The sequence below is a fragment of the Actinomycetota bacterium genome (assembly GCA_018333515.1).
Taxonomy (GTDB): Bacteria; Actinomycetota; Aquicultoria; order Aquicultorales; family Aquicultoraceae; genus Aquicultor.
The window spans coordinates 112541-135771 of record JAGXSZ010000022.1; the positions used below are offsets into that span (position 1 = coordinate 112541).

Sequence of the window (23231 nt, forward strand, 5' to 3'; positions counted from 1 at the left end):
CAAACCTCAAATCACATGTTTTTTCTTATATCGCCCTATCATATCGTTCAGGAGCGCGGTCTCGTTCTCCATATCGGCGGCGCCCGCTATCGCCGAAATCATCGCTATTCCGTCGGCGCCAGCCTCTAATACTCCTCCAATATTATCAGCGGTAAGCCCTCCAATAGCAACTACCGGCACGCTCACAGCCGCCACAACCTTCACCAGTCCTTCTATACCCATAGCCGGGGCTGCATCATCCTTGCTCATCGTGGGATATATGGGGCCGAGCCCGATATAGTCGGCGCCGTCGTGGGCGGCCTCGACGGCTTCGCTAAAGTTCGTCGCCGATACGCCTATTATATATCCATCGCCCATCAACTTGCGCGCGGCCCGGCAGGGCATGTCGTCTTGGCCGAGATGGACCCCGTCGGCATTGACCGCGAGAGCTATATCGACCCGGTCGTTGATGATAAGGAGCGCTCCCGAAGCCGCCGTTACGGCGCGCAACCTAGTCGCCGCCTCCAGCATCACGCGACTCGAGGCCTTCTTCTCACGGTACTGTATTATGCGGGCGCCGCCGGCCACCGCCGCCTTCGCCATCCCGATATGGGTTCGCTCTCGATAGTCGGCGGTAACCACGTATAGGCCTACCCGCTCTTTGAGGCTAAACGGGAAGCTCAATCCGGAGGTTCGCCTCCCTTATAATCGCGTCCGAATCGAGCGCATATACCGCGTCGTAGAGAGCGGCGTGGAAGCTGCCCGGTTTTCCCTGGGTAGAGGCCGCCGCCCTTTCCCCCGCGATGCCGAAGACCGCCAATGCCCCTGTCGCCGCCGTGAAATAGTCGTTTTGAACGGCCGCGAAGCCGGCGGTAATCGTCGTCGACATACAGCCGGTGCCGGTAATCGTCGCCATCATGGCGTCGCCGTTTCGCACAAATGCTATTCTTTCGCCGTCGGTGATGGTGTCCTCCGCGCCCGTAACGCTTACGACACAGCCTTCGCTCTTGGCTAGAGACCGCGCCGCATCGACGATATGCTCATTCTTTCCAATGGCCTCGACGCCCTTTATCTCACCGCCGGCGCCGGCCAAAATGCCGATTTCGGCGCTATTGCCCCTAATGACCGCCATCTTCACATCTTTCAGTAATGACTTCACAGCCTCGGTCCTGAGTGTCGTCGCCCCGGCTCCGACCGGGTCGAGAACGACCGGCACGCCGAGCGCATTAGCTTTCTTTCCGGCTATTATCATAGACTCGATCAGCTCCGGGACGAGCGTGCCGATATTGAGCAGAAGCGCCCCCGCGAACCCGACCATCTCCTCGACCTCCTCGCGCGCGTGCGCCATCACCGGCAAAGCGCCGAGGCACAGCGTCATGTTCGCCGTCTCGTTCATCACGACGAAATTCGTGATATGGTGGACCAGCGGCTTCCGCTCCCTTATTTTGACCAAGTCGTCCGCGATTTCTTTTACGAATGTCTCCATCATCTTCCTCCTATTGTTAAAAACTAGTACCGCGTCACCTTAATTTCTTTGTCATTCTGAGCGAAGCGAAGAATCTCAACTGTTGCATTATGCCATAGTCTGAGATTCTTCGCCTCCGCTATCGCTACGGCTCAGAATGACAAACATAAGGATTAACGTGTTCCGGTGCTCGTATTGTTGAAAACACAATAAAATAGAAGCCGCACCAACAGGGGTACGGCTTCAAGCCTATCATGCTATCCCTTCGCCGGCATTATCCAGAAACGACCCCGCCTCAACTTTTCGGCCGTTTTTCAGGTTCTAACGGTCGTGAAGTCTCTCTTCACCTCTCAGCCGCCGATAAGCAGCTCCCGCCTCACATTATGCAATTATTTAACAGATATCATAACCAAAAGCGCGTCGACGAGCAATACTTTCGCACACGGGACGGCAACGTTGGACGGCTCGACTCCCGCCGGCGGCTGCCGCAATACTCTTCCCCATGCGGGACGCCCAACTATGCCCGCGGTGACGTCGTCGACACGTTCTCGGACGGAGCGTCCCCGCCATAGAGACGCAGATATTGCCCGAAGATACCCGCGTTTACCAGCAACGCATAGAAGAGCGTAAACGCCGCACCTATCAACAGGCCTATCAGGCCAACCATCGCTAGAAGGGATGCCGCGAACGCGAGCAAGACCGAGACGACATAGTCACTCGGGTTTGCTTTGGCGAGCTCTATCATTTGGTTGAACTTGAACGCGTCGCCAATCTCCTCGTTTCTGGAAAACCGCATGAATACGACCGGGATCACGAAGTAATAGAGAATGTTAAAAATGCTGCCCAGCGCCGAACTTACGCTCTGGATGATTCCTACGATGATGCCTATGACCAGCCCATAGGCCAGCGCCACTATCAAAGCCTTGATGCCGGTCGTAAAGAAACCATTCCAGTCATCCCACTCCGGCAAAACCGGGTCGACGCCTCCGGCCACGTTTTGCAGAACTCGCACATAGTATCCCATTAGCGGGACAATAGGAATAAGCAGAAACGAAAAGAGTGTCAATAAGCCTCCGATGAGGACTTTCTTCAGCCAGTTCGGGTCTTGCAAGACGTAAGAAAATGCCTGCGAATAATTCATGAAATACTCCTTTCTCGTCAGGGTCGCGCCTTTCGCTTGAATCGTGCTTCGGTGCCTGCTTTAAATAGGTAGCGCCGGTACTTAGAGCAAGCCTTCTTATTGCGCGACACCCCCCTATATGCCCTAAATTATGGATAATTACACGCCATGCCGCCAAAAACGACGATATCTCATCAAGATATCGCTAAATCATCGCACTATCATATTAACATGCCCTCTTGAGAATGAATTAGCGATTGCTTACGATATTCCTGCCTGGAGCGGGTCAAATATTACATCTTATATATTATTTAAGCGATTCCTCTCCAAGTCGTCTTAATTTCAAGGGATAATGGGGATAGGGAGATTGATCGAAATGGAGCGTGTTATGACCCAAATTTTTTCCGGCCGAAAAGCGATGGGCGCCATCGGGAGCCCGGTCTTTCTCGTTACAGCAGCGCACGAGGGTGAGCGCGGCATCATGACCGCGAACATGGTCGCGGGCATCTCGTTTAAGCCGCCGCTCGTTAGCGTCTCACTCAGCAATCACTCCCAGACCGGCAAACTCGCCGGCGCCAGCCGTGAATTGGCTCTAAATATCATCCCCGCAAGTTTGATGGAGTTGGCCAAGAATGTTGGCCGGAGCAGCGGGTACAAGCTAGACAAGTTCGAAGAGTTCGCTATCGAGACCATCACGGGCGAAACCACTTCTTGCCCGCTGGTAAAAGACGCAGTGACCGCCCTCGAATGCAAAATCGAGAGCGCGACCGATATCGGGTTGCACAGCCTGTATGTCGCGCGGGTCACGGCCTATCACGACCTCAACCCCGGAACCCCGCTCTACCTCTTTCATGGGCGGTATTTCGCCCTCGGCGAGGAGTTGGGCTTCGATACTCGCTCCTGACGGCCGATTATTCCTGGCTTGCTTTATACTGATTCTTCGCGTTCAAAAACTCGTCGTAGGTCTTTGTAAAGACATGCCTACCCGAGTTGTCCGGCGCGAGAACATAATACAGGTATGGGTCGCCGGTGGGATTGAGAGCCGCTTCAATCGACGCGACGCTCGGGTTGCAGATAGGGCCGGGCGGCAAACCTTTGTTTTGGTAGGTGTTATAGGGTGAGTCTATCTTTAAATCATCCAGAGTCAACCGGTCTTTCCAAACCGGCAGCGCATACTGGACCGTAGCATCGATTTGGAGAGGCATCCCCTTTGTTATGCGGTTATAAATTACAGAAGCTACCAACCCCCGCTCATCGTCGACCCTCGTCTCGCGCTCTATCATCGACGCGATGACCAGAATCTCGTATCGCGTTCTGCCGTATGTCTGCGCATTATCCCAGTTGAGGTTAGATGTCATCTCTTCGAACCGGCCCAGCTGGATATTGACAAGCTCTTGCACGGTAATATCTTCCCTGATGTTGAAGGTATCGGGGTAAAGATATCCCTCCAGGCTGCTCGTCGGAGCCCCGCTCTCACGCAGGAACTCATACTCCACCAAGATGAGCCGCTCATTTACGGCTGAGAGATACTCTTCTTTCATTAATTTGGTGCGCGCCGCTACACGATCCGCAATCTGAACAGCGGTCCATCCTTCGGGGATGGTCAACTTTACGTACCTTATAGACGGGCCTTTGATGAGCCGGCCTATTACGACCTCGTTATCCATGCCCGTCTTAAACTCGTATTCGCCGGGTTTGAAATCGCCGCCGACGCCCCGCTGCCTTACTAAAAGCCTAAAGACGAGCGCGTTGTTGACGACCTTCTTATCCTCAAGGAGGTCGGCTATCGCGGTCGCCGTCATACCCTCTCGTATCTCGACGGTGACGGCTTTTTGCGCCGCCTTCCCGCTCTTGTTTCCCGCGCTCAACGAATACGTCGCCGCCAACGCGACGACCGCTATTACGAGTACTAGCGATATTATCGCTATGATTTTCTTAAGTATTCCTGCTTTAGCTACGTGTTTTCCTGTTCCCAGTTTCTTTGAGCCCCCGTTTCCTTTGAGTCTAAATATGCTTGAAGTATGAGTGTGGCCGCGACCTTATCTACTACTTCTTTTCTTTTCTTACGGCTGACATCGGCTTCCGCCAACGCCCGCGACGCCGAAAGTGTCGTCATCCGCTCGTCCCAGGTGCGAACCGGCACCCCCACAAATTCTTTGAGCTTCCCCGCAAAGACCAGGGTCGCCTCGGCCTGCGGTCCGACCTCTCCCCTCAAGGAAAGCGGCAAACCGATTACTACCTCGTCGACACCGTGCTTCTCGCACAGCTCCCGAATGTGCGCCAGGTGGGCGTCGTCCGCCCCCCTTACAACAGTCTCCAGCGGCAACGCCGTTCGCCCCGTAGGGTCGGACATCGCCAGGCCGATTCGCCGTTCCCCGAAATCTACGCCCAAGACGCGCATTATTTCGACAACATTCCCTCTATCTCCTTAAGGCCTTCCGCGAGCGCCTTCTCGATACCCTCCGGGTCTTTCCCGCCGGCCTGGGCGAGGTCCGGCCTTCCGCCGCCCCCTCCGCCTACCAGCGGCGCAATCTTCTTTATCAGATTGCCGGCGCTAAAGCCGCCTTTGACCTTGTCGGGCGTCGCAGCCGCGAGCAGCAGCGCCTTACCATCAACGGCGCTAGCGAGAAGCAGCACCGACGAACCGGCCTTTTCGCGCACCAGGTCGGCGTAGACGCGAAGGCTGTCCATATCCGATGCCTCGACCCTTTCGACGATTACCCTCGTAGCCTCGATTAGTCTGGCCCGCGAGATAATCTCAGTTATCCGCTCTCCCGCCGAGCGCATCTTAGCCGACTCCAACTGCTGGGCTTGCTCTCTAATCGTCTTGACAAGCATGCCGACCTTCTCCGCTACGTTGCCGGGGTCGGTCTTGAGGATGCTCGCGACCTCATAGAGTTCGTTCTCCTCATTGTGAAGGTAACGTAGGGCGGCGCCGTTGGTTACCGCCTCGATACGGCGCGTGTTGGCGCCGACGCTTCCCTCGCTCGTTATCTTAAATAAACCTATCTCGCTCGTGTTGCCGACATGGGTTCCGCCGCAAAGTTCCCGGCTGAAATTACCGACCTCCAGCAAGCGGACAAAATCGCCGTATTCCTTGTCGAAGAGCGCCGTTGCGCCGCTCTCGCGCGCGAAGTCGTACGATGTGACAAACGCCCGCACCGGGTGGTTCTCAAAAATCTTGGCGTTCACCAGTTCTTCTACTTTGCGAAGCTGCTCCCTGGTGATCGCGGAGAAATGCGTCAGGTCGAAGCGGAGCCGTTCCGGCTCGACGAGTGAGCCCGCTTGCTTGACATGCTCCCCCAGCACCAGGCGAAGAGCCCACTGGAGCAAGTGCGTCGCGGTATGGTTTCTCTTTATCGATAGGCGCCGTTCGAGTCCGACCTCGAGCCGGACCGCCTCGTCTATGCTTATCTTTCCCCTGGTCACTTTCCCGACGTGGACAACGACGCCCTCTACGGGTTCCCGCGCATCGGTGATGGTCACTTCGCCCGTACCGGTGTCTATAAACCCTTCGTCGCCGACCTGGCCGCCCTTCTCGGCATAGAACGGCGTTCGGTCAAGGACTATCTCTACTTCGTCGCCTTCGGACGCCTCGGTGACGACCACATTGCGCTTGATTATCGCTTTAATCACAGCCCGCGCCTCGTCGACCTCGTACCCGAGAAACTCGGTCTTGCCGAATTCCTCTTTGACCTCTTCGTAGACTTCGCGGTCGACCGCCTCTTTTTCTCCCGCCCAGGACGCCCTGGCACGCTCCCGCTGCTCTTTCATCAACCGGACAAAGGTCTCCTTGTCGACCGATATGTTATGCTCTTCCGCTATCTCTACCGTCAACTCGAGCGGGAAACCGAAAGTGTCGTAAAGCCTGAAAACAAAATCTCCGCTAAGCGCCGCGTTTGAGCGTTGCGCCGGCTCGATCGCTTGTTCGAGCATGTTTAGCCCCTGCTTCAGCGTCTCCATAAACCGCACTTCTTCATGGCCGGCGATGCGGCGTATGAAAGCGGCGTTATCCGACAGCTCGGGGTAGGCGTTCTTCATCGTCTCCACCACCGTATCGACTACCCGCTCGATAAAGGGAGCCTCTAATCCGAGCAAGCGCGCATGCAAGATTGCCCTTCTAAGAAGCCTTCGCAAGACATAACCGCGCCCCTCGTTCGAGGGCAACACCCCGTCGTTTACCATAAAGGTCAACGCCCTGCCATGGTCGACGATTACCTTGAGAGAGATGTCCGTTTGCGGGGATGCCCCGTAAGCGACACCGGTCAGCTTGACGACCTTGTCGACAATCGCCTTGAGCAGATCGGTCTCGAAATTGGTCTTCGTATTTTGGAGGACTCGCGCGATGCGTTCGAGCCCGGCTCCGGTATCGATATTCTTCTTCGGAAGCGGATGGAGGTTCCCCTCGCCATCCCGGTTATACTCCATGAAGACAAGATTCCATATCTCCAGGTAACGGTCGCAGTCACAACCGACACTGCAGCACCCGTCCGCGCACCCGCAATCCGGGCCGAGGTCATACATAATCTCCGAGCAAGGCCCGCACGGGCCGGTCGCCCCGGCCGACCAGAAATTGTCCTCATCGCCCATCCTGAAAATGCGCTCCTCGGCGAGGCCCATTTCGTCGCGCCATATCATGAAAGCCTCGTCGTCGTCCTGGTAGACTGTGACGTACAAGTTCTCCACCGGCAGCTTCAATTGCTCGGTGACAAATTCCCATCCCCACCTTATGGCTTCCTTCTTGAAGTAGTCCCCGAACGAGAAGTTGCCGAGCATCTCAAAGAAGGTCAGGTGGCGCGCCGTTTTACCGACGTTTTCGATATCGGTCGTGCGCAGGCATTTCTGGACCGTCGCGGCCCGGGTATAGTCGACCTTCTTCTCGTCGAGAAAGACCGGTTTGAACTGGACCATCCCCGCCGCCGTAAGCAGCAGGGTGGGGTCATCGGGGACCAACGACGAACTCGGCAAGACCTTGTGTCCCTTACTCTCGAAAAAGGCTAAAAACTTCTTTCTTATTTCGTCCGACTTCATAATTTATGTCACCCTTCAAAGGCAATGTAACGATTGCGGGATTTTTTCTCCATATCATTATAGGCTATTTAGCGCCGCTTTTGCCAAACTTATGTCTTAGAATCCACCGGACACGCGGCCGACTCCTCGGCGCCCGGTGCGCTGTCGCGTTCCCGGAAGTGGAGGTAGAGCGCTTTGCCGACTGCGGCAATCGGTATGGCAATCAGCATCCCGATGAACCCGAAGAGCGTGCCTCCGGCCAAAATCGCGAAAATTACGACCACCGGATGAAGATTTACCTGCCGGCTCATTATCCTGGGGGATATGACGGTGCTGTCGAACTGCTGGATCGCGATGAGGACGAGAACCGTGATAAGCGCCAGTTGCCAGGAGGTTCCCAGAGCGATGAGCACCGCCGGGGCACCCCCTATGATCGGACCCAAATACGGGAGAATATTGAAGAAACCGATGATGAACCCGAGAAGTATCGCGTAATCGACGCCGATTACCCACAAACCGACACCGGACAAGAGACCGACGATAAGCGCGACCATCGCCTGCCCTTTGAGAAAACCGCCGACGATACAATCGATTTTCCTTATTATCTCCATCCCCTCGGCGCGGTGTCTTTCGGGGATCATCTCGTTTATCGTCGTACGCAAGACGCTGAAGTCTTTGAGAACATAGAATGCGATTATCGGGGCGAGGATAAGGTTGAGCACGCCTCCGAACAGGCTGACTGTAAAAGTCGGCACATATAGCGCCGCACGCCGCGCGAACGATGTTATCGAATCCTGCACGCCGATGATGAAACGAGTCACCCCCGAGCCCTTAAAGTAGTGATGGCTCGCTATAAAATCGTTTATATAGAGGCCGACGTTGGCTATATATTCGGGGATTTTCGAGATAAGGCTATTGCTCTCCCTGTAGAGAATGGGTCCGACATACATGCTCGAAAGCGTGAGCGCGACGAGGATTCCAAGATATGTGAGAAGAAGAGCGATGATTCGGGGCATACCCTTGTCGTCGAGGTAGTTGACGACCGGGCGCAATATATAGACGATTGCCATGGCGTACAAAAACGGCATTATTACCGCACGCAGACTGCTCAATACGTAGAGCGCGACCCCTATCGTGATTATCACGCCGACACATGCCCACGCGACTATTCCCACGCTCTTAACACGTTCAAGCCCGTTTTCGGTTTTCAACTACGCCTCCCGGTCACGCAGCATTTTCTCCCTTAAGACCTCAAGCGTGCGCCTGAGAAGTCTAGAAACGTGCATCTGTGATATACCGAGCTGTTGCGCTATCTCCGTCTGGGTCAAACCGCGAAAGAAACGCAGGTAGAGTATTCTTTGCTCTTGCCTGCTCAATTCCTTGAGCGCGTCAGCCAGGCACGTTCTATCCTCGATGCCGATGAGTTCTTTATCGTCTTCACCAATATACTCTAAAAGCGAAAAACTATCATCGGTATCAGAAGACAAATCCCGGTCGAGAGAGACAAAACTATAGACCTCGCTCGTTTCCATCGCTTCGATTACTTGCTCGGAGGTGACGTTGAGGTGCGCCGCGATTTCGGCTACCGTCGGCGACCTCCTTAAATCTTGGGTCAGCGCGTTTACGGCATGTGTGACCAGAAGATTTAGTTCTTGAAGGCGCCGGGGTACCTTGACCGCCCATCCCTTATCTCTAAAGTAGCGCTTGATCTCCCCTACGATGGTCGGTGTAGCATACGTCGTAAACTCGACCGCCCGTTCCACATCGAACCTGTCGATCGCCTTTATCAGGCCGATAGTACCGACCTGTATCAAATCCTCTACCGGCTCACCCCGGTTTTTGAAACGCCTCGCCAAATACTCGACGAGATTTATATACATCGACACGAGTTCATCCCTGACCTCGGGTGATTTGCTCTTTCCATACTCAATGAACAGCTCTAACGTATGGGTTTTATCCCAGGCTAAAGCTTTATTGTTTTTACGTGTTCTTCTCTCCTGCGGGCTGGCCAAAACTACCGCGCCTCCTCGATAAAATAGACGTATGCGCCGCCTAAGCCGAGCTTTAGCCATCCACGCGAGACCTCTTGGATCGCTTCGCACCCTTAGCCTAAACTACGTACTTAACCATAAGTAAATTTCTCGATCTCTCGTCCACACGCGTCCATTCGACTTTGTCCATGACCGAGTTAAGAATCGAAAACCCGAATTTCTGTAAGAGTTCATCCCCGAGGGCCTCGGCGCTGCCCAGGCCGGGTACGAGTATCTCCAAACGGTCCGGGTGAATATTGAATGCGACGTTGAAGACCTCTTGCACAGGGTCGTCCAACGCGATAACGTACGCTTCGTCGATGGCCATCTTAAGGTCCTCCAGCGAATCGACCGTGAAATTCATGCGGCTTGCGATTCCGGCTACGGCTAACCGTATGAGTCGCGCGTATTCCCTGCGCGCCGGGACATTCATCTCTACCCTGTCGATAATCGTCATCTTCGCTTATCACCTCAAATAATAGAATGCGCCCCGATTTTGAGCGACATTCGCCTTTCATCAAAACCCAGACCGCACTCTAACCTTGGCATGCGGCATTCATGCGTATTCGTTAAGTCATCGCGAACGGCTTAGGTCTGATTGGCTTGCTGACGAGCCGGGCTCGTACGGGTGGTTTAGCGCCCTCTAAAAGGATGAGCGCTTTTAGGCTTACATCAATACTTATATCCACAGCGCCGATAATCTAACACTTTTCCCGGATTTATATGCCCCAGGGATTTAAATTGATCGTAGCTTAAGCCCTTTATAGCTGATAGCGGTCACGCATATTCGATTATCAGGGCTAAAGCCCTGAGCTGCTACGAGCGCGGGGCTACGCGAAATAAATCATGCGTTTCAAAATCCCTGTGCCCGATTGCCGATATGACATTAACGGGCGGCACCAAGCTAACGCACGACGCATGTACCACCTTCGAATGAAATTCTATCATATGCAGGCTTTTCATTCCACAAAACTTATGGCATAAAAACAGAACCGACCCTGTGGACTTTTTAGTCCGCAGCGCCGGTCATTACCCATGTGCCGTAGTCGACAACGTCAACTCAACGACCTCGAAGGCCAACTGTAACGGCACGGCCCGAATTCGCAAAGCCGGAAGTCTACCGGGCAGATGATACATTTTTCCCGGTTTGTCACAAGCGTCGACTGTCTAGACGAAGCGTTTCGCCGCACTATGACAGTTTCATGGTACTGGCTACTGTTTGATACGTGCACGTTGTTATTGCCTGGGAATAGCATTTTTAATCCACTGCTCCAATACTTTAGTATCGATGTAACCGTCGTGCTCGTGAAGCCTCTGCCCGGACGCGCTCATCATAAACAGCGCCGGTGTGACCTGGAACTTATAGGTCGCCAAGAGCCGAGTGATGTCGGCTTCGCCGCTATCTATGTCGACGGCGATAAACTCGATATCGCTCGCGTACCGGTCTTTTATGGCATTTATGTCATCGGCGATCTCCCGCGAAACAGCGCAGTCGTCGCTGAAGAACATCAATAATATCGGCCTGCCCTGGTCGGCAAGCGCCGTGTCCAATCGTTGAACGCTCGATGAACTCGCCAAGCCCCGTAGAATATCCTCTGGAGTCTCTGGTATCTTGCCCTCGCTGATATGCCTAAACAAAGCCTTGGCGACCTCTTCGTATCGTCCATCGACATCCGCGTACGCGGCCTTCTTAATAAGACGCGCGCCCTTAACGGGATTCGCTCGCGCATAGTACATAAGACCGCGCATAAAATCGGATTCTGTGAGTGCCGGCTTGATCTCAATCGCTCTTTCGAATGAATCCGCGGCGCTTGCCTCGTTGCCAAGCTCCAAGTACGCGCAGCCGAGCGAAATCCGGGCATCGGCCGAGAGCGGGTTCAACCTTGTCGCTTTGAGAGCGTGTCTAAGGGCCTCCCAGAACATCGGGTTGAGAGAGTCGAGTTCTTCCCGGTAGTCCTCTGATAATAAGGCGACGGCATCCTGATAGGTCGCTTCGCTTAAGACCGTCGGCCGCTCGAAGGCTACCTCGTCGGTCCAGTCGACATCGGGTCTTGCGACAAATGTAGCCGTGGATTCGACCTCCGAGACGGCCCTGCGCACTATATCGCTCTTCAGCGCGTTCGCTTCCCTCAAGCGTAAGTCGCTCTTGACCCGGTAGGCGTCGGAGGAATTGGTGTTGTAGCTCAACACTTTTTCGATATATAGCGCGGCCTCGCGCGCATCGCGCGCGCCAAGGTACGCTATCGCCATAAGCTCTAAAACACGGACGTTGTTCGGCTCGTTCCGCTCGAGCCGTGTCAACGTTGTAAGCGCCTTGCCATAAGCGCGGTGCTCGACGTTGCGCTCGGCGTCGGCGAGGTCTCGCGCGAAGTCACTGAACCGCGCAAATTCTTCCTCGGTAAAGACCTGATCCGCGGGGGGCGCCGTAATCTGATGGTTCTGATTGAAGCCCGTGTAGTCCATTGTAAAGACGCAGGATACGTTTTGCGCCTTGGTTATCGTCAGCTTGACCTCGGTCTTGACCGGAAGCGAAGTAGCCGGGTCTATCCAGACCAGTGATTCGACTGCGGCGTCTTCGAGTCCGTATTCGGAATCGTTCAAGGTTTTAGACGCGAGCGCCGCGAGCCATTCTTTGCGTTTAAGCCCCAGGCGCACCTGGGTCAGCTTTCGCTCGTCGACGGTGACCCTCGTCAGCTCCTTGGCGTCTTTGTAATCCTCAAGATAGTCGGTGGCCTTTAAGAGCGCGTTGGCGTAGCGCCACCCCGGAAACTCGGTAGCCGCTTCGATGACCTCGTTTTGCGGATACTTTATCCACTTCTCACCCGAATTCGCGTCTTTTAAATAGACCGTATCGCCGATTTGCGTTTTGAGCACCGTTCTCTGCCGCTCGGGTGTTTTTACCGTGACGTCGAAGAAGGCCCGGTCGTCCGGCCCTAACGTGTCGTTCGATTTGGCGTCGATAAAACCGGCGACATCTTCGGGCTTGCCGGACCACTTAGCCGAGCCGGATTCGTCTAAAACGCGAATACCGTCGGCGTAAACGACGAGCGAGAAATTCGCCTCGCCGCTCCGTACGGCTCCCACGGCTTCGCCGATTTCGGCCAGCACTCGAGCCGGACGTTGTATAAACATAAATTGGTAGACTAAGAATGTTGCTACGGTGACGACTAGAGCGATTGCGGTGATGGAAAGAATCTTTTTCACCGATATCTCCTTGTAATTTTGTCGGCTTTCGTTCGTGACTTCCTTTTATATCGGCGAGCATGTGGGATACTTTAGCGCTTAGCGGGGTTTATTCGCGCAGGTAATGGCTGGTAATATATGGTATACGCCCAGTTCCGAGAGTAATTCGAGCGCTTTGGACTTGTGGGCATTAGCGGCTACCAAACAAGGGCGCATACAACCGGTGCCGGCTGTATGCGCCCTCTACGTTTCACCTATTACGCCGCCGGCCCGTTTTGCGGGTCGGCCCGACCATGATGGTCATTCAGTTACGGCTCTCATCAAAACGCTTTTCGATAGAGTGCGTTAGCCGGCAGTCGCTTTCGCCCTCTCTTCGAGCGACATCGCGGCTAACTCTTCCACCTCTTTGGCATCCAAGCCTAATCCTTCGGCCACACGGCTGCCGTATTCCGGGTCGGCCTTGTAGAAGACGGCGCTCTGGCGCAACTGGATACGTTTTTCCGCATTGACCAGGTGCGTCGTGATATTGCCGACCAGGTTCGTCCGGTCTTCGTCGGTCATAACGCGCCTGTAAAGCTCTCCGGCCTGGAAGAAATCGTCGTTGGGATGCGTATATGGGTGACGGTCGGCGGTCCCCTCGACCTCGAACGGCGGCTCGGCCGCGCTCGGCTGCGGTTCCGGCCCGCCGAAGCTGTTGGGGTAGTAATTCGGCGCCCCGCCGCCGTTATCGCTGAAGTTCATAGCCCCGTCCCGCTGGTAATAGTTGACCTTCGTCGCTTTGGGGCTGTTTATCGGCAACAGATGATAGTTCGGCCCGAGTCGATGAAGGTGCGTATCATGATACGCGAACAACCTTCCCTGGAGCATCTTATCGGGAGATGCCGCGATCCCCGGAACGAAGTTGGCTGGTGAAAAAGCCGACTGCTCCACTTCGGCGAAGTAGTTTCGCGGGTTTTTGTCGAGCACCATGCGCCCTATCGTTATCGGAGGAAAGTCCGCGTGAAACCAGACCTTCGTCACATCGAACGGGTCGAAGCGGTACTCCTTCGCCTGCTCCGGCGTCATAATCTGCATCTCCAGCCTCCAAGACGGAAAGTCACCGCGCGCAATCGCATCGAAGAGGTCGCGGGTCGCGTGGTCGGGGTCTTCACCCTTCATTCTGGTGGCGTCGTCGCGGGCGAAGTTCTTGATGTGTTGCTCGGTCTTGAAGTGGTACTTCACCCAATAGTGCTCCCCCTTTTCGTTGTACCACTTATAGGTGTGGCTGCTGTAGCCGTTCATATTTCGATATGTCCGCGGAGTTCCCCGGTCGGAAAAGAGAATCGTTACTTGGTGTATCGACTCGGGCGTAAGCGACAGAAAATCCCAAAACATGTCGGCGTCTTTTAGGTTTGTTTCAGGATTGCGTTTTTGCGTGTGTATGAAGTCGGGAAACTTCAGCGGGTCGCGGATGAAGAATACCGGTGTGTTGTTGCCGGTCATGTCGTAGTTGCCCTCTTCGGTATAGAACTTGAGCGCGAAGCCGCGCGGGTCGCGTTCGGCGTCGGCCGAACCCTTCTCCCCGCCGACTGTGGAGAAACGGATGAAGACATCGGTCTTCTTGCCGACCTCGGAGAGAAATTTCGCCTTAGTATACTTGGTGACGTCCGCGGTCACCTCGAAATATCCGTGCGCGCCCGCCCCTTTGGCGTGGACGACTCGCTCGGGGATGCGCTCCCGGTTGAAGTGCCCCAGTTTTTCGAGCAGGTGGACATCGTGCATAAGCACCGGTCCCGGGCTCCCCGCGGTTCTGCTGTTCTGGTCATCGTCGACAGGCGCGCCAAATCCGGTAGTGTAGACATCTTTGTTTTCCGACATACAAAACCTCCAGTTCATGCCTATGGTTATTTCAAACGAAATCAAACGGCTCCATTAGCGCTACGATTTCTCAATCGCATCCCGAGTGGACTCAACGGAGCTTGGTTTTTGTGGGTAAAGTTAGAGACAAAACCTCTATCTATATATCCATGAGCAAGCGTGCTTAAACCACAAAAGCTTTGGCTGGGATGTGCTAATCAAAGAAAGCGCCTCGCTCATCGTCATCGGTCGATTCGCCGGGGCGTTCCCCTTCCCTGTCCTGCGCCGGCTTTTTGCGCGCGGACGGCCTCTGTGGTTGTGGCCCGTCTTCCGTGACCGGTTGCCCATTGTGCATCTTATACACGGTAAGCATAGCGACCGCGATCGCGGCGAAAACAATGACGGCTATCGCGGCGCTCGTCGTCGTCGATGTCTTTCCCGAAACCCCCGGCTGCTGCTGAGCGGGTAGCTCGGATACCGACGGCACATTGGAACTCCGCTGATACTTAATTTCAAAATTCTGCTTTTGACCTACCGCGAGGATCATCGGGGCTACGGAGATAAACTCGCCGCCTTTGGTCGACTCTGTGGGCGTGCTTGCGGGAGGCGACATTTTGAGATCCGACATCTGTGTGGGAACCCTTAAGTTAAAAGAAACGCGCTGTGCCTCATATCGCTGAATCCATTCAAAATTGAGTTCTCTTGCATTGCCGTCGAACTTCAAGCCCACCCATTGCGCTTCGAGTTGGCCAATGCGGCTCTTGGTCAGCGTAAAGACGACCTCATCGTAGTCGTCCTTAGGATTGGTCTTGTGCATTGCCTGGATATCATCGGAGGCCTCGCCGCCTAAAAGCTCACCGACCCAAAGCACCTTCATGTCTTTTGGAACGGCCATCTTGACTTCGATGGGCAGTGGGGTGTTTTCGGGAAATCGAATCCCCTGCAAAAAGAGGACCTGGTTAGTGTCATACTCGGGCCAAAGTGATAAGTGCAGTTCCTCGGGAACAGGTGCCGCCAAGGCAACCGTAGGGACAGCAGTTAAAACGGCCGTCATCACAATGAGAATCAGCAGAAACTTCTTGTTCACGTACATCCTCCTAAAACCGGACATGCGACCACTTTCGCCGCATTGACGTATGCTTATCGCCTACAGAAAGAACTATTCATTGACGTATGCTTATTGCCTACAGAAAGAGCCATATGAATAAAATATAACACAGCCGATCACTAATTACTATGGGATGTAGTAATAGCGAACCTCGGGCTGCCACGTTTGGCTTGTCTATAGAGCAGCGCATTAAACATGGTTTTGACGAAATGCAATTAGAGTTATCCCGATGCTAGTCTCAGGACGAGTCCGTCCGAGGTCCGAGGTTAATCCATGTAGTCCCTGTGAACATTTCTTACCTGGTTTATGAGACTCGCGTTTCTTTTGAAGTAAGGACGAAGGTTGCGCAGTGGATACTTTCTCAGCAACCTAAGTTTATCTGGAAGTAATACGGTCTTTGTGTAAAGCGCTACAAACTCTTGATAGAACTCATCTACCGGCAATTTTGTGGGTAGCAGAGTATGGATAAAATCGTAATAATCATAGTTCTCAATTACAAGCTGCTCTTTCACTTCCTCATAAAAATCCGTACCAGGCAGAGGAGTCAAGACAGTAAACGTGAAAAGGTTAAGCTTGAGACCAAGGCAGTAGTTTCTGAATTCTCCAAAATCAGCCTTGTCGAAATCCTGTCTAACTATAAAGCATGGGTTGATTTCCACATCCAGAGATTTAAGTACATTTATTGCATCAACGTTTGTCTTTATTGACGCGCCCTTTCGCATAGATTTAAGGTCTTTGTCACGGAAGAATTCTAGGCCCACACACACTCGCTCTAGCCCAATATCTTTCCATGTTTCGATTAAATCCGGATGTTTTGTAATAGTATCGCTTCTTCCGTAAAGACAATAGCGTTTCTTAAGTCCCTCTTTCTTAATAAGGTCGGCCAGTATCATCATTCTGTCTACATCAAGCAGGGATTCATCATCGGCAAAGAAGATACAATCCTCTTCTATTTTACTAAGCTCTTCTACAATACACTCCGGTTTCCTTGTCAGGTACTGACCGTTCGCTATTTTCCATTGCGCACAATATTTGCATCTGAACTTGCACCCTTTTGAGGTTCGAATAGAGGCAAGCGGCCTCAACCATTCAGTGAAATAGCTGCTTCTGTATGCTCTCGTAAGGCTTCTATCAGGGAAAGGAAAGGAGTCTAGGTCATCAAAGCCATCCTTCCTGTTTATAATAATCTTGCCGTCAGCACTATATGCTGTTCCTGGAATTCCTTCAACGTTTTTTCCCTGCTCTAGTCGCGATACCAATTCTCTAAATGCAAAAACGCCTTCACCTATGACGACCATATCTACAGATGGCACCATAAAGTCTTCCGGCAGAATGGTTGCATGATGGCCTCCCACCACTGTAAAGATTTTGTGGTTAAAAGCTTTAATCTTTTTAAAAAGCTCTTTAACAGTATTAACATGGACTGTTAAAGAAGTTATTCCTATAATATCCGGCTGAAAACTGTTAAGAGTTGTGTCAAAATTATCATCGATGCGCATGTCGAGGATTTTGACGTCGTGATCGTCCATAACGCCGGCAGCAACATACCCGAGTTCAATGGGCTCAAAAACTGCAGCTTCTTCACCACCGATAGCTTCAGCGGGTTTCTTGGGTTGAATTAAGAGAATTTTCACAGGAACACTCCTATAATTAACGCTGCGCTAAATGTGATTCGGCATCACAGTTACATCTTATAGAAAAGATGCCCAGGCATGGAAGCGATTAAGACAAACTTTGCTTATAATTCTCGTCAAAATATGATTTAGAGTATCTTCGGCGGGTCGCCCTTCCCTCTGAAATCAAGGCCTTCCAAGAACCACTTATAAACATCGCCTTCGCGCTTCATAAGATTCGCGTAAGCTTGTTCGAGGTCTAATACGGCTGGATATGTTAACGCACCCTTATAGTGCTTGCCTTCGCCGATTATCTTAAAGGGAAAGCCTTGGAATCCTAATGCCCGTAGAAATCTCTTTTCAGCAACAGCATACCAATACCTAACCCTGTTCGAAATGCTCCACTGCCCCATAGCCTTATATAGCCACTGAGCGACAGGATAGCTGTTTCTATGCGGATGCCTAAAACTATCACTCACGAGGAGCGACGATACCTCGGCACTGCTAGCCGATTTCCATGCGGGGATAAAATCCGGATATAGGTCATCCCTAAATTCATTAAATATCTGCAAACCAGCTTTGTCGGATGGCAGAATCAGCCGACTGCAGGCTTGAAGCTCGCCGTCTTCCGTAAAAACACCGAAGGGTATGGAGAATGGGTCATACTTATCATACTCCAGTTTCTTACCCGATTCTGGAGCCTCCGCCCATTGATATTTCTCCACTCGCAACCGATAACGTAGTTCCTGATACCTCAGTACATCAATGGGGTTTTCAGTATTGATCATCCTAACGATGAAGGCTGACTCATTAAACATAAGCGGCCTGCTTGCCCGTCTTTTGGTTTTCTTGATCATAATGTCACTCTTTGTCATTTCACACTCGGATATGTGGCCTATATGTTTTTTCACTTCATAAACTAGAACGACCACATAAAGCCATGACGCTATGAAAACGTCGAAGCTTCTCTTTATGGCTAACCTATGTCTTATTCAGTCATCCCTTCTGGTTCAAACAAGAATTTCTTGTCGACCGAATTGAGTTCAAGTTAAGAATATTTGTTTTATAATCGTACGATGTTCTGGTTCAAAAGCAGCGGTGAATTTCATCGACCAATACGATGCAAAGTTGGATTTATAGTGAGCTGTTCGCATTTTAATATAGTTATTATGACCATAGTATGCGTAAGTCCTGCATGTTGGCGCTTAAAAAACTAGTCTATACTAATTTATCACATATGAATATGCAGATTAATAGTTCTTTGGTATGATTAATAATTTCAACAATCGCAGGACAAAATCATCACATAGCAGAATGCATATATACGCAGTCGAATGTCTGCCAAACAAAGAAAACAGAATCGGGCGAGCGGAAAGAAGGCTCCCTGTGAGATAAATCGGCAGAACTTTTAGCACTAAAACGAATGCCTGCTTGCGCTTATAGGATTTTCTGTCCGGCGTCAATTATTTCAATAAAAAACACTCATCTTTAGCATGCTTGCAGTTTAGAAGAGTTCGAAAAAATCGACGGTCAGGTACGCCGGCACCGCAGGTAATTCCTTTATCTTAAGGATTTTCGATATTACGGCCATGAGCAATAATGATGCGGCAGCCATACAACCAAGACTTATTGCAGGTATGTGAACTTCTTGTTTGACGATTTTATCGACGAGTTGAGCCTCCACATATTGGGGAATTTGTGGACAGAACTTATCGGCAGGCACGACGAAATCCTTTATTTCAGTTTCACTGGCATTTATCGGCAGACCGATATACTCGTGAAAAGTGACGCCATCGGGTTCAAAAACGAAGACTGTGGCACCATATCCCAGAGCTTGGCCAGCCAACACAGTCTTCCCTGCATCTCGTGCAGCACTATGTAAATCAACCGAGTATTGCAACAGATTATACTCTATAGCGTTTATCGCTATATCGACATCGACAAAAGACATGACGTTGTTCTTGGTCACGCCTTCAGACCATGTCTCAATATTTAGCTGCGGGTTAATTTTCAAGAGTTCTACTTCGAAGATCTCCGCTTTATTCTTACCGTATGTTTCAATATTACTTAAGGCTTGCCGGTTTGAATTGCTAGGCTCAAAATGGTCAGGGTCGCTTATGTGCAACGTGCCGATTCCTAACCTTGCAAGCCTCTCAGCAGTTATGCCGCCGACACCGCCGAGACCCGCTATTGCGACGCTCGAGTTTTTCAACTTCATCTGCTGTTCGGCTGTGAACATGCCGATATTTCTGCGAAATAATTCATTGCCCCAATCCATAATTACTCCAATCGTTTACTAGGGGAATCCACTCCATCGAAAATCATAAAGCTTTTGTGTGTAGGCGGTTTCTTGAGTCGAATGTTCTTGTTGTCACCATCAATGCACTCTATGACTTATACTAACATGCCGATTGACCGTTCAATAATAATACAGTAGCTTTCTTAGTGAAAACTGTAGTTAAATATGGGAAATAATTCGCTCCAAGCCGAACAGGATACCACTGTAAACCGACACCCACACCGCCACAAAGAGTACGCTGCTTAGTGTTGCAACAAGATAGTTAAACGGCCGCTTGTAGCCGAGCGCATGTATAAGAAAGGCTGTCGGCAACGCGCCTAAGATGACTGCAGACGTCAGGATGCCTGTTGTTTTGCTAATTCGAATCACCTTTTGCACCGGCATACTAAGACGCTCCTGCCTATATAGCACTGTTTCCCGAAGTCTTTCGACAAAACGAAACTTTGTCTTAGTGTCGAGCGTAAAGATAATCGTATTCGCGAGCAGCGTAATTGTTGCAGCCAGTATTATAAATGACCAAAAGGGGTCTAGCAGTATCACTGAGGCTATAATCAACGCTTCTCCGTGAATAAATCCCAGTATAGCTAGCCCTAAAGTCCCAATGCTCGCGGTTACCGTACTATTTTTAAAACTTTTAATCTCTTGCTTGCCTGCCTATCCTAAATCACACTAAAACTACTTCCAATGCAATGCGGCTTGCGTGATCAGAAAATCGCTTTCCGCATATCGGGCTATCCTATTTCAACATAGAATGCGGCTTGTCTGTGCAACCCAGAGTTATTGGCTTATCCATGGTCTTCCTTAGCCTCACCGAGCCTGACATAGACGCAACGGCATTAAGGTCGACATTATAAGCTTAGAATTTTTGAGTCTATTTTAGGTGCATCTGCGAGTATCGCCATCGGAAGCCTGCAATCGAGAAATTTGTCGGCGTGTTGTGACGGCACATAAAATACGATTAGGAACTCACGGCTTTTGCTACCGCATATTTACTCTCAGAGGCTTGACTCTTTTTGTCTGGAAATAACTGCAGGAATACTTTAGCGATATTGGGGTCGAACTGAGTTCCAGAACATCTAGCGATTTCCGCTAGAGCATCCTCAATAGAGAGCGCTTTCCTGTACGGTCTGTCTGTGGTCATCGCGTCAAATGTATCCGCAACTGCGAGAATTCTTGCTTCTAATGGAATCTCCTCGGCCTTCAGGCCATCTGGATACCCTTGACCATCCCAGCGCTCATGATGGGCTCTGACGATTCCAACCATCTCTGTCAGGCTTGTCGACTGAATTATCTGGGCACTCATAATAGGGTGGCTCTCGATAGTATACATCTCTTCGTCGGTTAATCTACTAGGCTTGTTTAAGATGGAATCCGGTATCCCTATTTTACCTACGTCATGCAACAAGCCGGCCATTCGAATTCTGTTGACAGTATCCTTACCGAGCCTCATATTCCTTGCTAGCCGAGTTGCCAACTTGCTCACACCTATCGAGTGCTGACGGGTATAAGGGTCTCTTGCATCGACTGCTCTCGCTAGACTCGAAACCATATCGACTAAAGCAACCTCTTCAGCTTTTTTCGCCCGCTCTCCCGGACTCAAAGCCTTAACCGTTCTGGCATCATATGCCGTTATCTTGTTTTTTCCATGCAGCTTACACCAATAGAGAGCACCCTCTGCGGTTTGTAACAGTTCTTTTTTGTTTTTGGCAAACTTCGGATAAGTGCTCAAGCCAATCGAAACAGTTATTTCGGCTATATCGAAGTCCGTGCTAAGTTTTTTATAGACCGCTTCTCGAGTAGCTTCCGCTATAATCATGGCCTCGACCCCACTTGTGTTCGGCAATATTACCCCAAATTCATCCCCATTAAGCCTACACGCTTCGTCGTCTTCGCGTGTGTTTGCTAAAATTGTCTTTCCAATCAACGTTAATAACGCATCCCCACGAGCATGCCCATAAGCGTTGTTGATTTTTGAAAACTCGTCTATATCGATGATCAATAGTGATACATTTTGATTCAATCTCTTGGCTTTGGCCACAGCACGGTCGAGCGCTTCATGGAAGTACCTATGGTTGTTGAGGCCGGTTAAGCGGTCTCTCATACTCTTGGCGAAGAGCGCGGCATTATCGAGAGCAAGCTTATGATTGCGATAGACCGCCATAAGAATGATTATGGTAGAAACGGCAAACAATAACGGCAGCCCACCCGCGTAGCCATTTTTAAAATGGAGAAGCCATGCTATCGGAATTGTCATAGTCGCAATGAACGGCAGGATAGTCGTGAATACAGGCTGTGCGCGCCGCGCTTGTTCACTAACAATGTCGCTCTTTTTTTTCATACAGCGCTCTTTCTTCCCAATGAAAGCCCCGGTTACCTCGTCAATCGCCGCAAAGGCAATGAGTATTGCCGTTATTCTAATGATTATCATTGATATTAGATTGGTCTGGTAGCCTAATATGAAAGCCGGGATATCGGCTAAAATGCTCACGCCGAATGCGGCTATTAGGAGCACGGCAAATCCTTCAATATGATTCTCTAAGAGTTTGTGAGACGCGAATACTAGTGCTGCCAGAATCATAAAGTCGAGCGTAGGGTATGCAATAATAAATAAGCGCTCCATGAAGCTCGTGTTCGTTACCTCGTACCATAACCGCAATATTATAAGCTCATAGCCCAACATGAACATTGCCAACAGAGCCAGGGTCGTATTCGCGAAGAATTGCTTTTTTGCACGATCGAATGGTCGTCGTATTCTTGCCATACTCAGTATTACGCCGAACATTATCGGCACATAAGCAACACCGAACAAGTCTGCCAATGAAGGTGAGGGTATCCCCGAATAGCCGGGGGCTAGCATATACGCTTGCATGCAAACGATTCCAGAGAGCCAGAGAAACATACCGATTGACATCAAACGCCACAACTTTTTATAGGAATCGCTGTTTTTTGCGGCCCACAGACAGGCCAAAAGCGTCATTGTAATCGGTATAGAGTAGATAATATTGACGACCGTATCGGTCAGCGGATTCCCGGTAGTAAACGAAAGTCGTGGTGAAACAAGAATAACGTGAGTTGCTAGCGCACCAAGATAAACCAGACCGGCTATACCTGCGATTAACCGTATCTTCTTTCTTGCATCTTGCGTGAACTCTTTAGCCATAATAAATACCTTAGACGCCTAAGACTCGTTTCCGCAGCATAATAGTACAGTGTAGAAGTTATCGGCGTATGGTAGAAATACTTTATATTCGTAAATCAGCGTCTCTCCAAATACAACCGGGCAAAAATATTAAACAGCAACGACTTCGCGGACTATTGTGGAATTGCGGACCAAAACAAAAACACCAGGCCTAAACCCGGTGTTTAATAAGTTATCGTTATTAGGAGCTCCGCCTTGCCGCTTCCCGAAATACATATTGAAGCCCGCGCGCACGCAGGTGGGTGATTGCCTGTCCGCTTTACAAGTCCCTAATCAAGAGGGCGTTTGTGCCGCCGGCAGAGTTAATCTCCCTATGTAATAGTGTTGGCTCAAATATACACTACGTTCCACGTACAAGGCAGAGCCAGATTCTCTATATCTATTTTATC

Annotated in this window: 18 protein-coding genes and 1 other RNA gene; 1 reads left to right on the forward strand and 18 read right to left on the reverse strand. The window is 51.2% G+C overall.

Annotation, left to right across the window (positions count from 1 at the left end):
• Window positions 1-6: 6 nt before the first annotated feature.
• From thiE to KGZ93_05240, 3 genes are all read right to left on the reverse strand, one after another.
• Window positions 7-582 (reverse strand): thiamine phosphate synthase, encoded by a 576-nt coding sequence (thiE, locus tag KGZ93_05230; protein ID MBS3909013.1) that lies wholly within the window; start codon window positions 580-582, stop codon window positions 7-9.
• A gap of 64 nt (window positions 583-646) precedes the next feature.
• On the reverse strand, window positions 647-1444 hold the full coding sequence (gene thiM / locus KGZ93_05235; GenBank protein MBS3909014.1) for a hydroxyethylthiazole kinase: 798 nt from the start codon (window positions 1442-1444) through the stop codon (window positions 647-649).
• 517 nt (window positions 1445-1961) lie between these two features.
• Entirely contained in the window at window positions 1962-2585 is a 624-nt protein-coding gene (locus tag KGZ93_05240) for a DUF4013 domain-containing protein (protein ID MBS3909015.1), read from the reverse strand.
• Window positions 2586-2952: 367 nt separating this feature from the next.
• Here KGZ93_05240 and KGZ93_05245 point away from each other — a divergent pair, with 367 nt between their 5' ends.
• Window positions 2953-3468 carry a flavin reductase family protein gene (locus KGZ93_05245; protein MBS3909016.1) on the forward strand — a complete coding sequence of 172 codons (516 nt, stop codon included), beginning with the start codon at window positions 2953-2955 and terminating at the stop codon, window positions 3466-3468.
• 7 nt (window positions 3469-3475) lie between these two features.
• Here KGZ93_05245 and mltG read toward each other — a convergent pair whose 3' ends face one another.
• The 15 genes from mltG to ssrS form a co-directional block, all read right to left on the reverse strand.
• Window positions 3476-4576: an endolytic transglycosylase MltG gene (gene mltG, locus KGZ93_05250; GenBank protein ID MBS3909017.1), complete on the reverse strand. Its 1101-nt coding sequence runs from the start codon at window positions 4574-4576 to the stop codon at window positions 3476-3478.
• The gene (gene ruvX, locus KGZ93_05255; GenBank protein MBS3909018.1) at window positions 4519-4965 is read right to left on the reverse strand and encodes a Holliday junction resolvase RuvX; all 447 of its coding nucleotides are present in this window, start codon (window positions 4963-4965) and stop codon (window positions 4519-4521) included. Before ruvX ends, mltG begins: the two co-directional genes overlap by 58 nt.
• The gene (gene alaS, locus KGZ93_05260; GenBank protein MBS3909019.1) at window positions 4965-7595 is read right to left on the reverse strand and encodes an alanine--tRNA ligase; all 2631 of its coding nucleotides are present in this window, start codon (window positions 7593-7595) and stop codon (window positions 4965-4967) included. Before alaS ends, ruvX begins: the two co-directional genes overlap by 1 nt.
• 89 nt (window positions 7596-7684) lie before the next feature.
• Entirely contained in the window at window positions 7685-8785 is a 1101-nt protein-coding gene (locus tag KGZ93_05265; protein MBS3909020.1) for an AI-2E family transporter, read from the reverse strand.
• Window positions 8786-9646 (reverse strand): SigB/SigF/SigG family RNA polymerase sigma factor, encoded by an 861-nt coding sequence (locus KGZ93_05270; GenBank protein ID MBS3909021.1) that lies wholly within the window; start codon window positions 9644-9646, stop codon window positions 8786-8788. It lies immediately after the preceding gene.
• Between the two features lie 37 nt (window positions 9647-9683).
• The gene (locus KGZ93_05275) at window positions 9684-10061 is read right to left on the reverse strand and encodes a hypothetical protein (GenBank protein MBS3909022.1); all 378 of its coding nucleotides are present in this window, start codon (window positions 10059-10061) and stop codon (window positions 9684-9686) included.
• Window positions 10062-10840: 779 nt separating this feature from the next.
• Window positions 10841-12808 (reverse strand): thioredoxin fold domain-containing protein, encoded by a 1968-nt coding sequence (locus KGZ93_05280; GenBank protein MBS3909023.1) that lies wholly within the window; start codon window positions 12806-12808, stop codon window positions 10841-10843.
• 324 nt (window positions 12809-13132) lie between these two features.
• Complete coding sequence (locus tag KGZ93_05285) at window positions 13133-14644, reverse strand: catalase (GenBank protein MBS3909024.1); 1512 nt, start codon at window positions 14642-14644, stop codon at window positions 13133-13135.
• A gap of 193 nt (window positions 14645-14837) precedes the next feature.
• Window positions 14838-15710: a hypothetical protein gene (locus tag KGZ93_05290; protein MBS3909025.1), complete on the reverse strand. Its 873-nt coding sequence runs from the start codon at window positions 15708-15710 to the stop codon at window positions 14838-14840.
• A 287-nt stretch (window positions 15711-15997) separates the two neighbouring features.
• The gene (locus tag KGZ93_05295) at window positions 15998-17365 is read right to left on the reverse strand and encodes a cobalamin-dependent protein (protein MBS3909026.1); all 1368 of its coding nucleotides are present in this window, start codon (window positions 17363-17365) and stop codon (window positions 15998-16000) included.
• 128 nt (window positions 17366-17493) lie between these two features.
• Window positions 17494-18201 (reverse strand): hypothetical protein, encoded by a 708-nt coding sequence (locus tag KGZ93_05300; GenBank protein ID MBS3909027.1) that lies wholly within the window; start codon window positions 18199-18201, stop codon window positions 17494-17496.
• Window positions 18202-18848: 647 nt separating this feature from the next.
• On the reverse strand, window positions 18849-19622 hold the full coding sequence (locus KGZ93_05305; GenBank protein MBS3909028.1) for a ThiF family adenylyltransferase: 774 nt from the start codon (window positions 19620-19622) through the stop codon (window positions 18849-18851).
• A gap of 180 nt (window positions 19623-19802) precedes the next feature.
• Complete coding sequence (locus KGZ93_05310) at window positions 19803-20027, reverse strand: hypothetical protein (GenBank protein ID MBS3909029.1); 225 nt, start codon at window positions 20025-20027, stop codon at window positions 19803-19805.
• A gap of 574 nt (window positions 20028-20601) precedes the next feature.
• Window positions 20602-22803: a diguanylate cyclase gene (locus KGZ93_05315; GenBank protein ID MBS3909030.1), complete on the reverse strand. Its 2202-nt coding sequence runs from the start codon at window positions 22801-22803 to the stop codon at window positions 20602-20604.
• Between the two features lie 222 nt (window positions 22804-23025).
• A non-coding RNA gene (ssrS, locus tag KGZ93_05320) (6S RNA) lies at window positions 23026-23210 on the reverse strand.
• Between the last annotated feature and the right edge of the window lie 21 nt (window positions 23211-23231).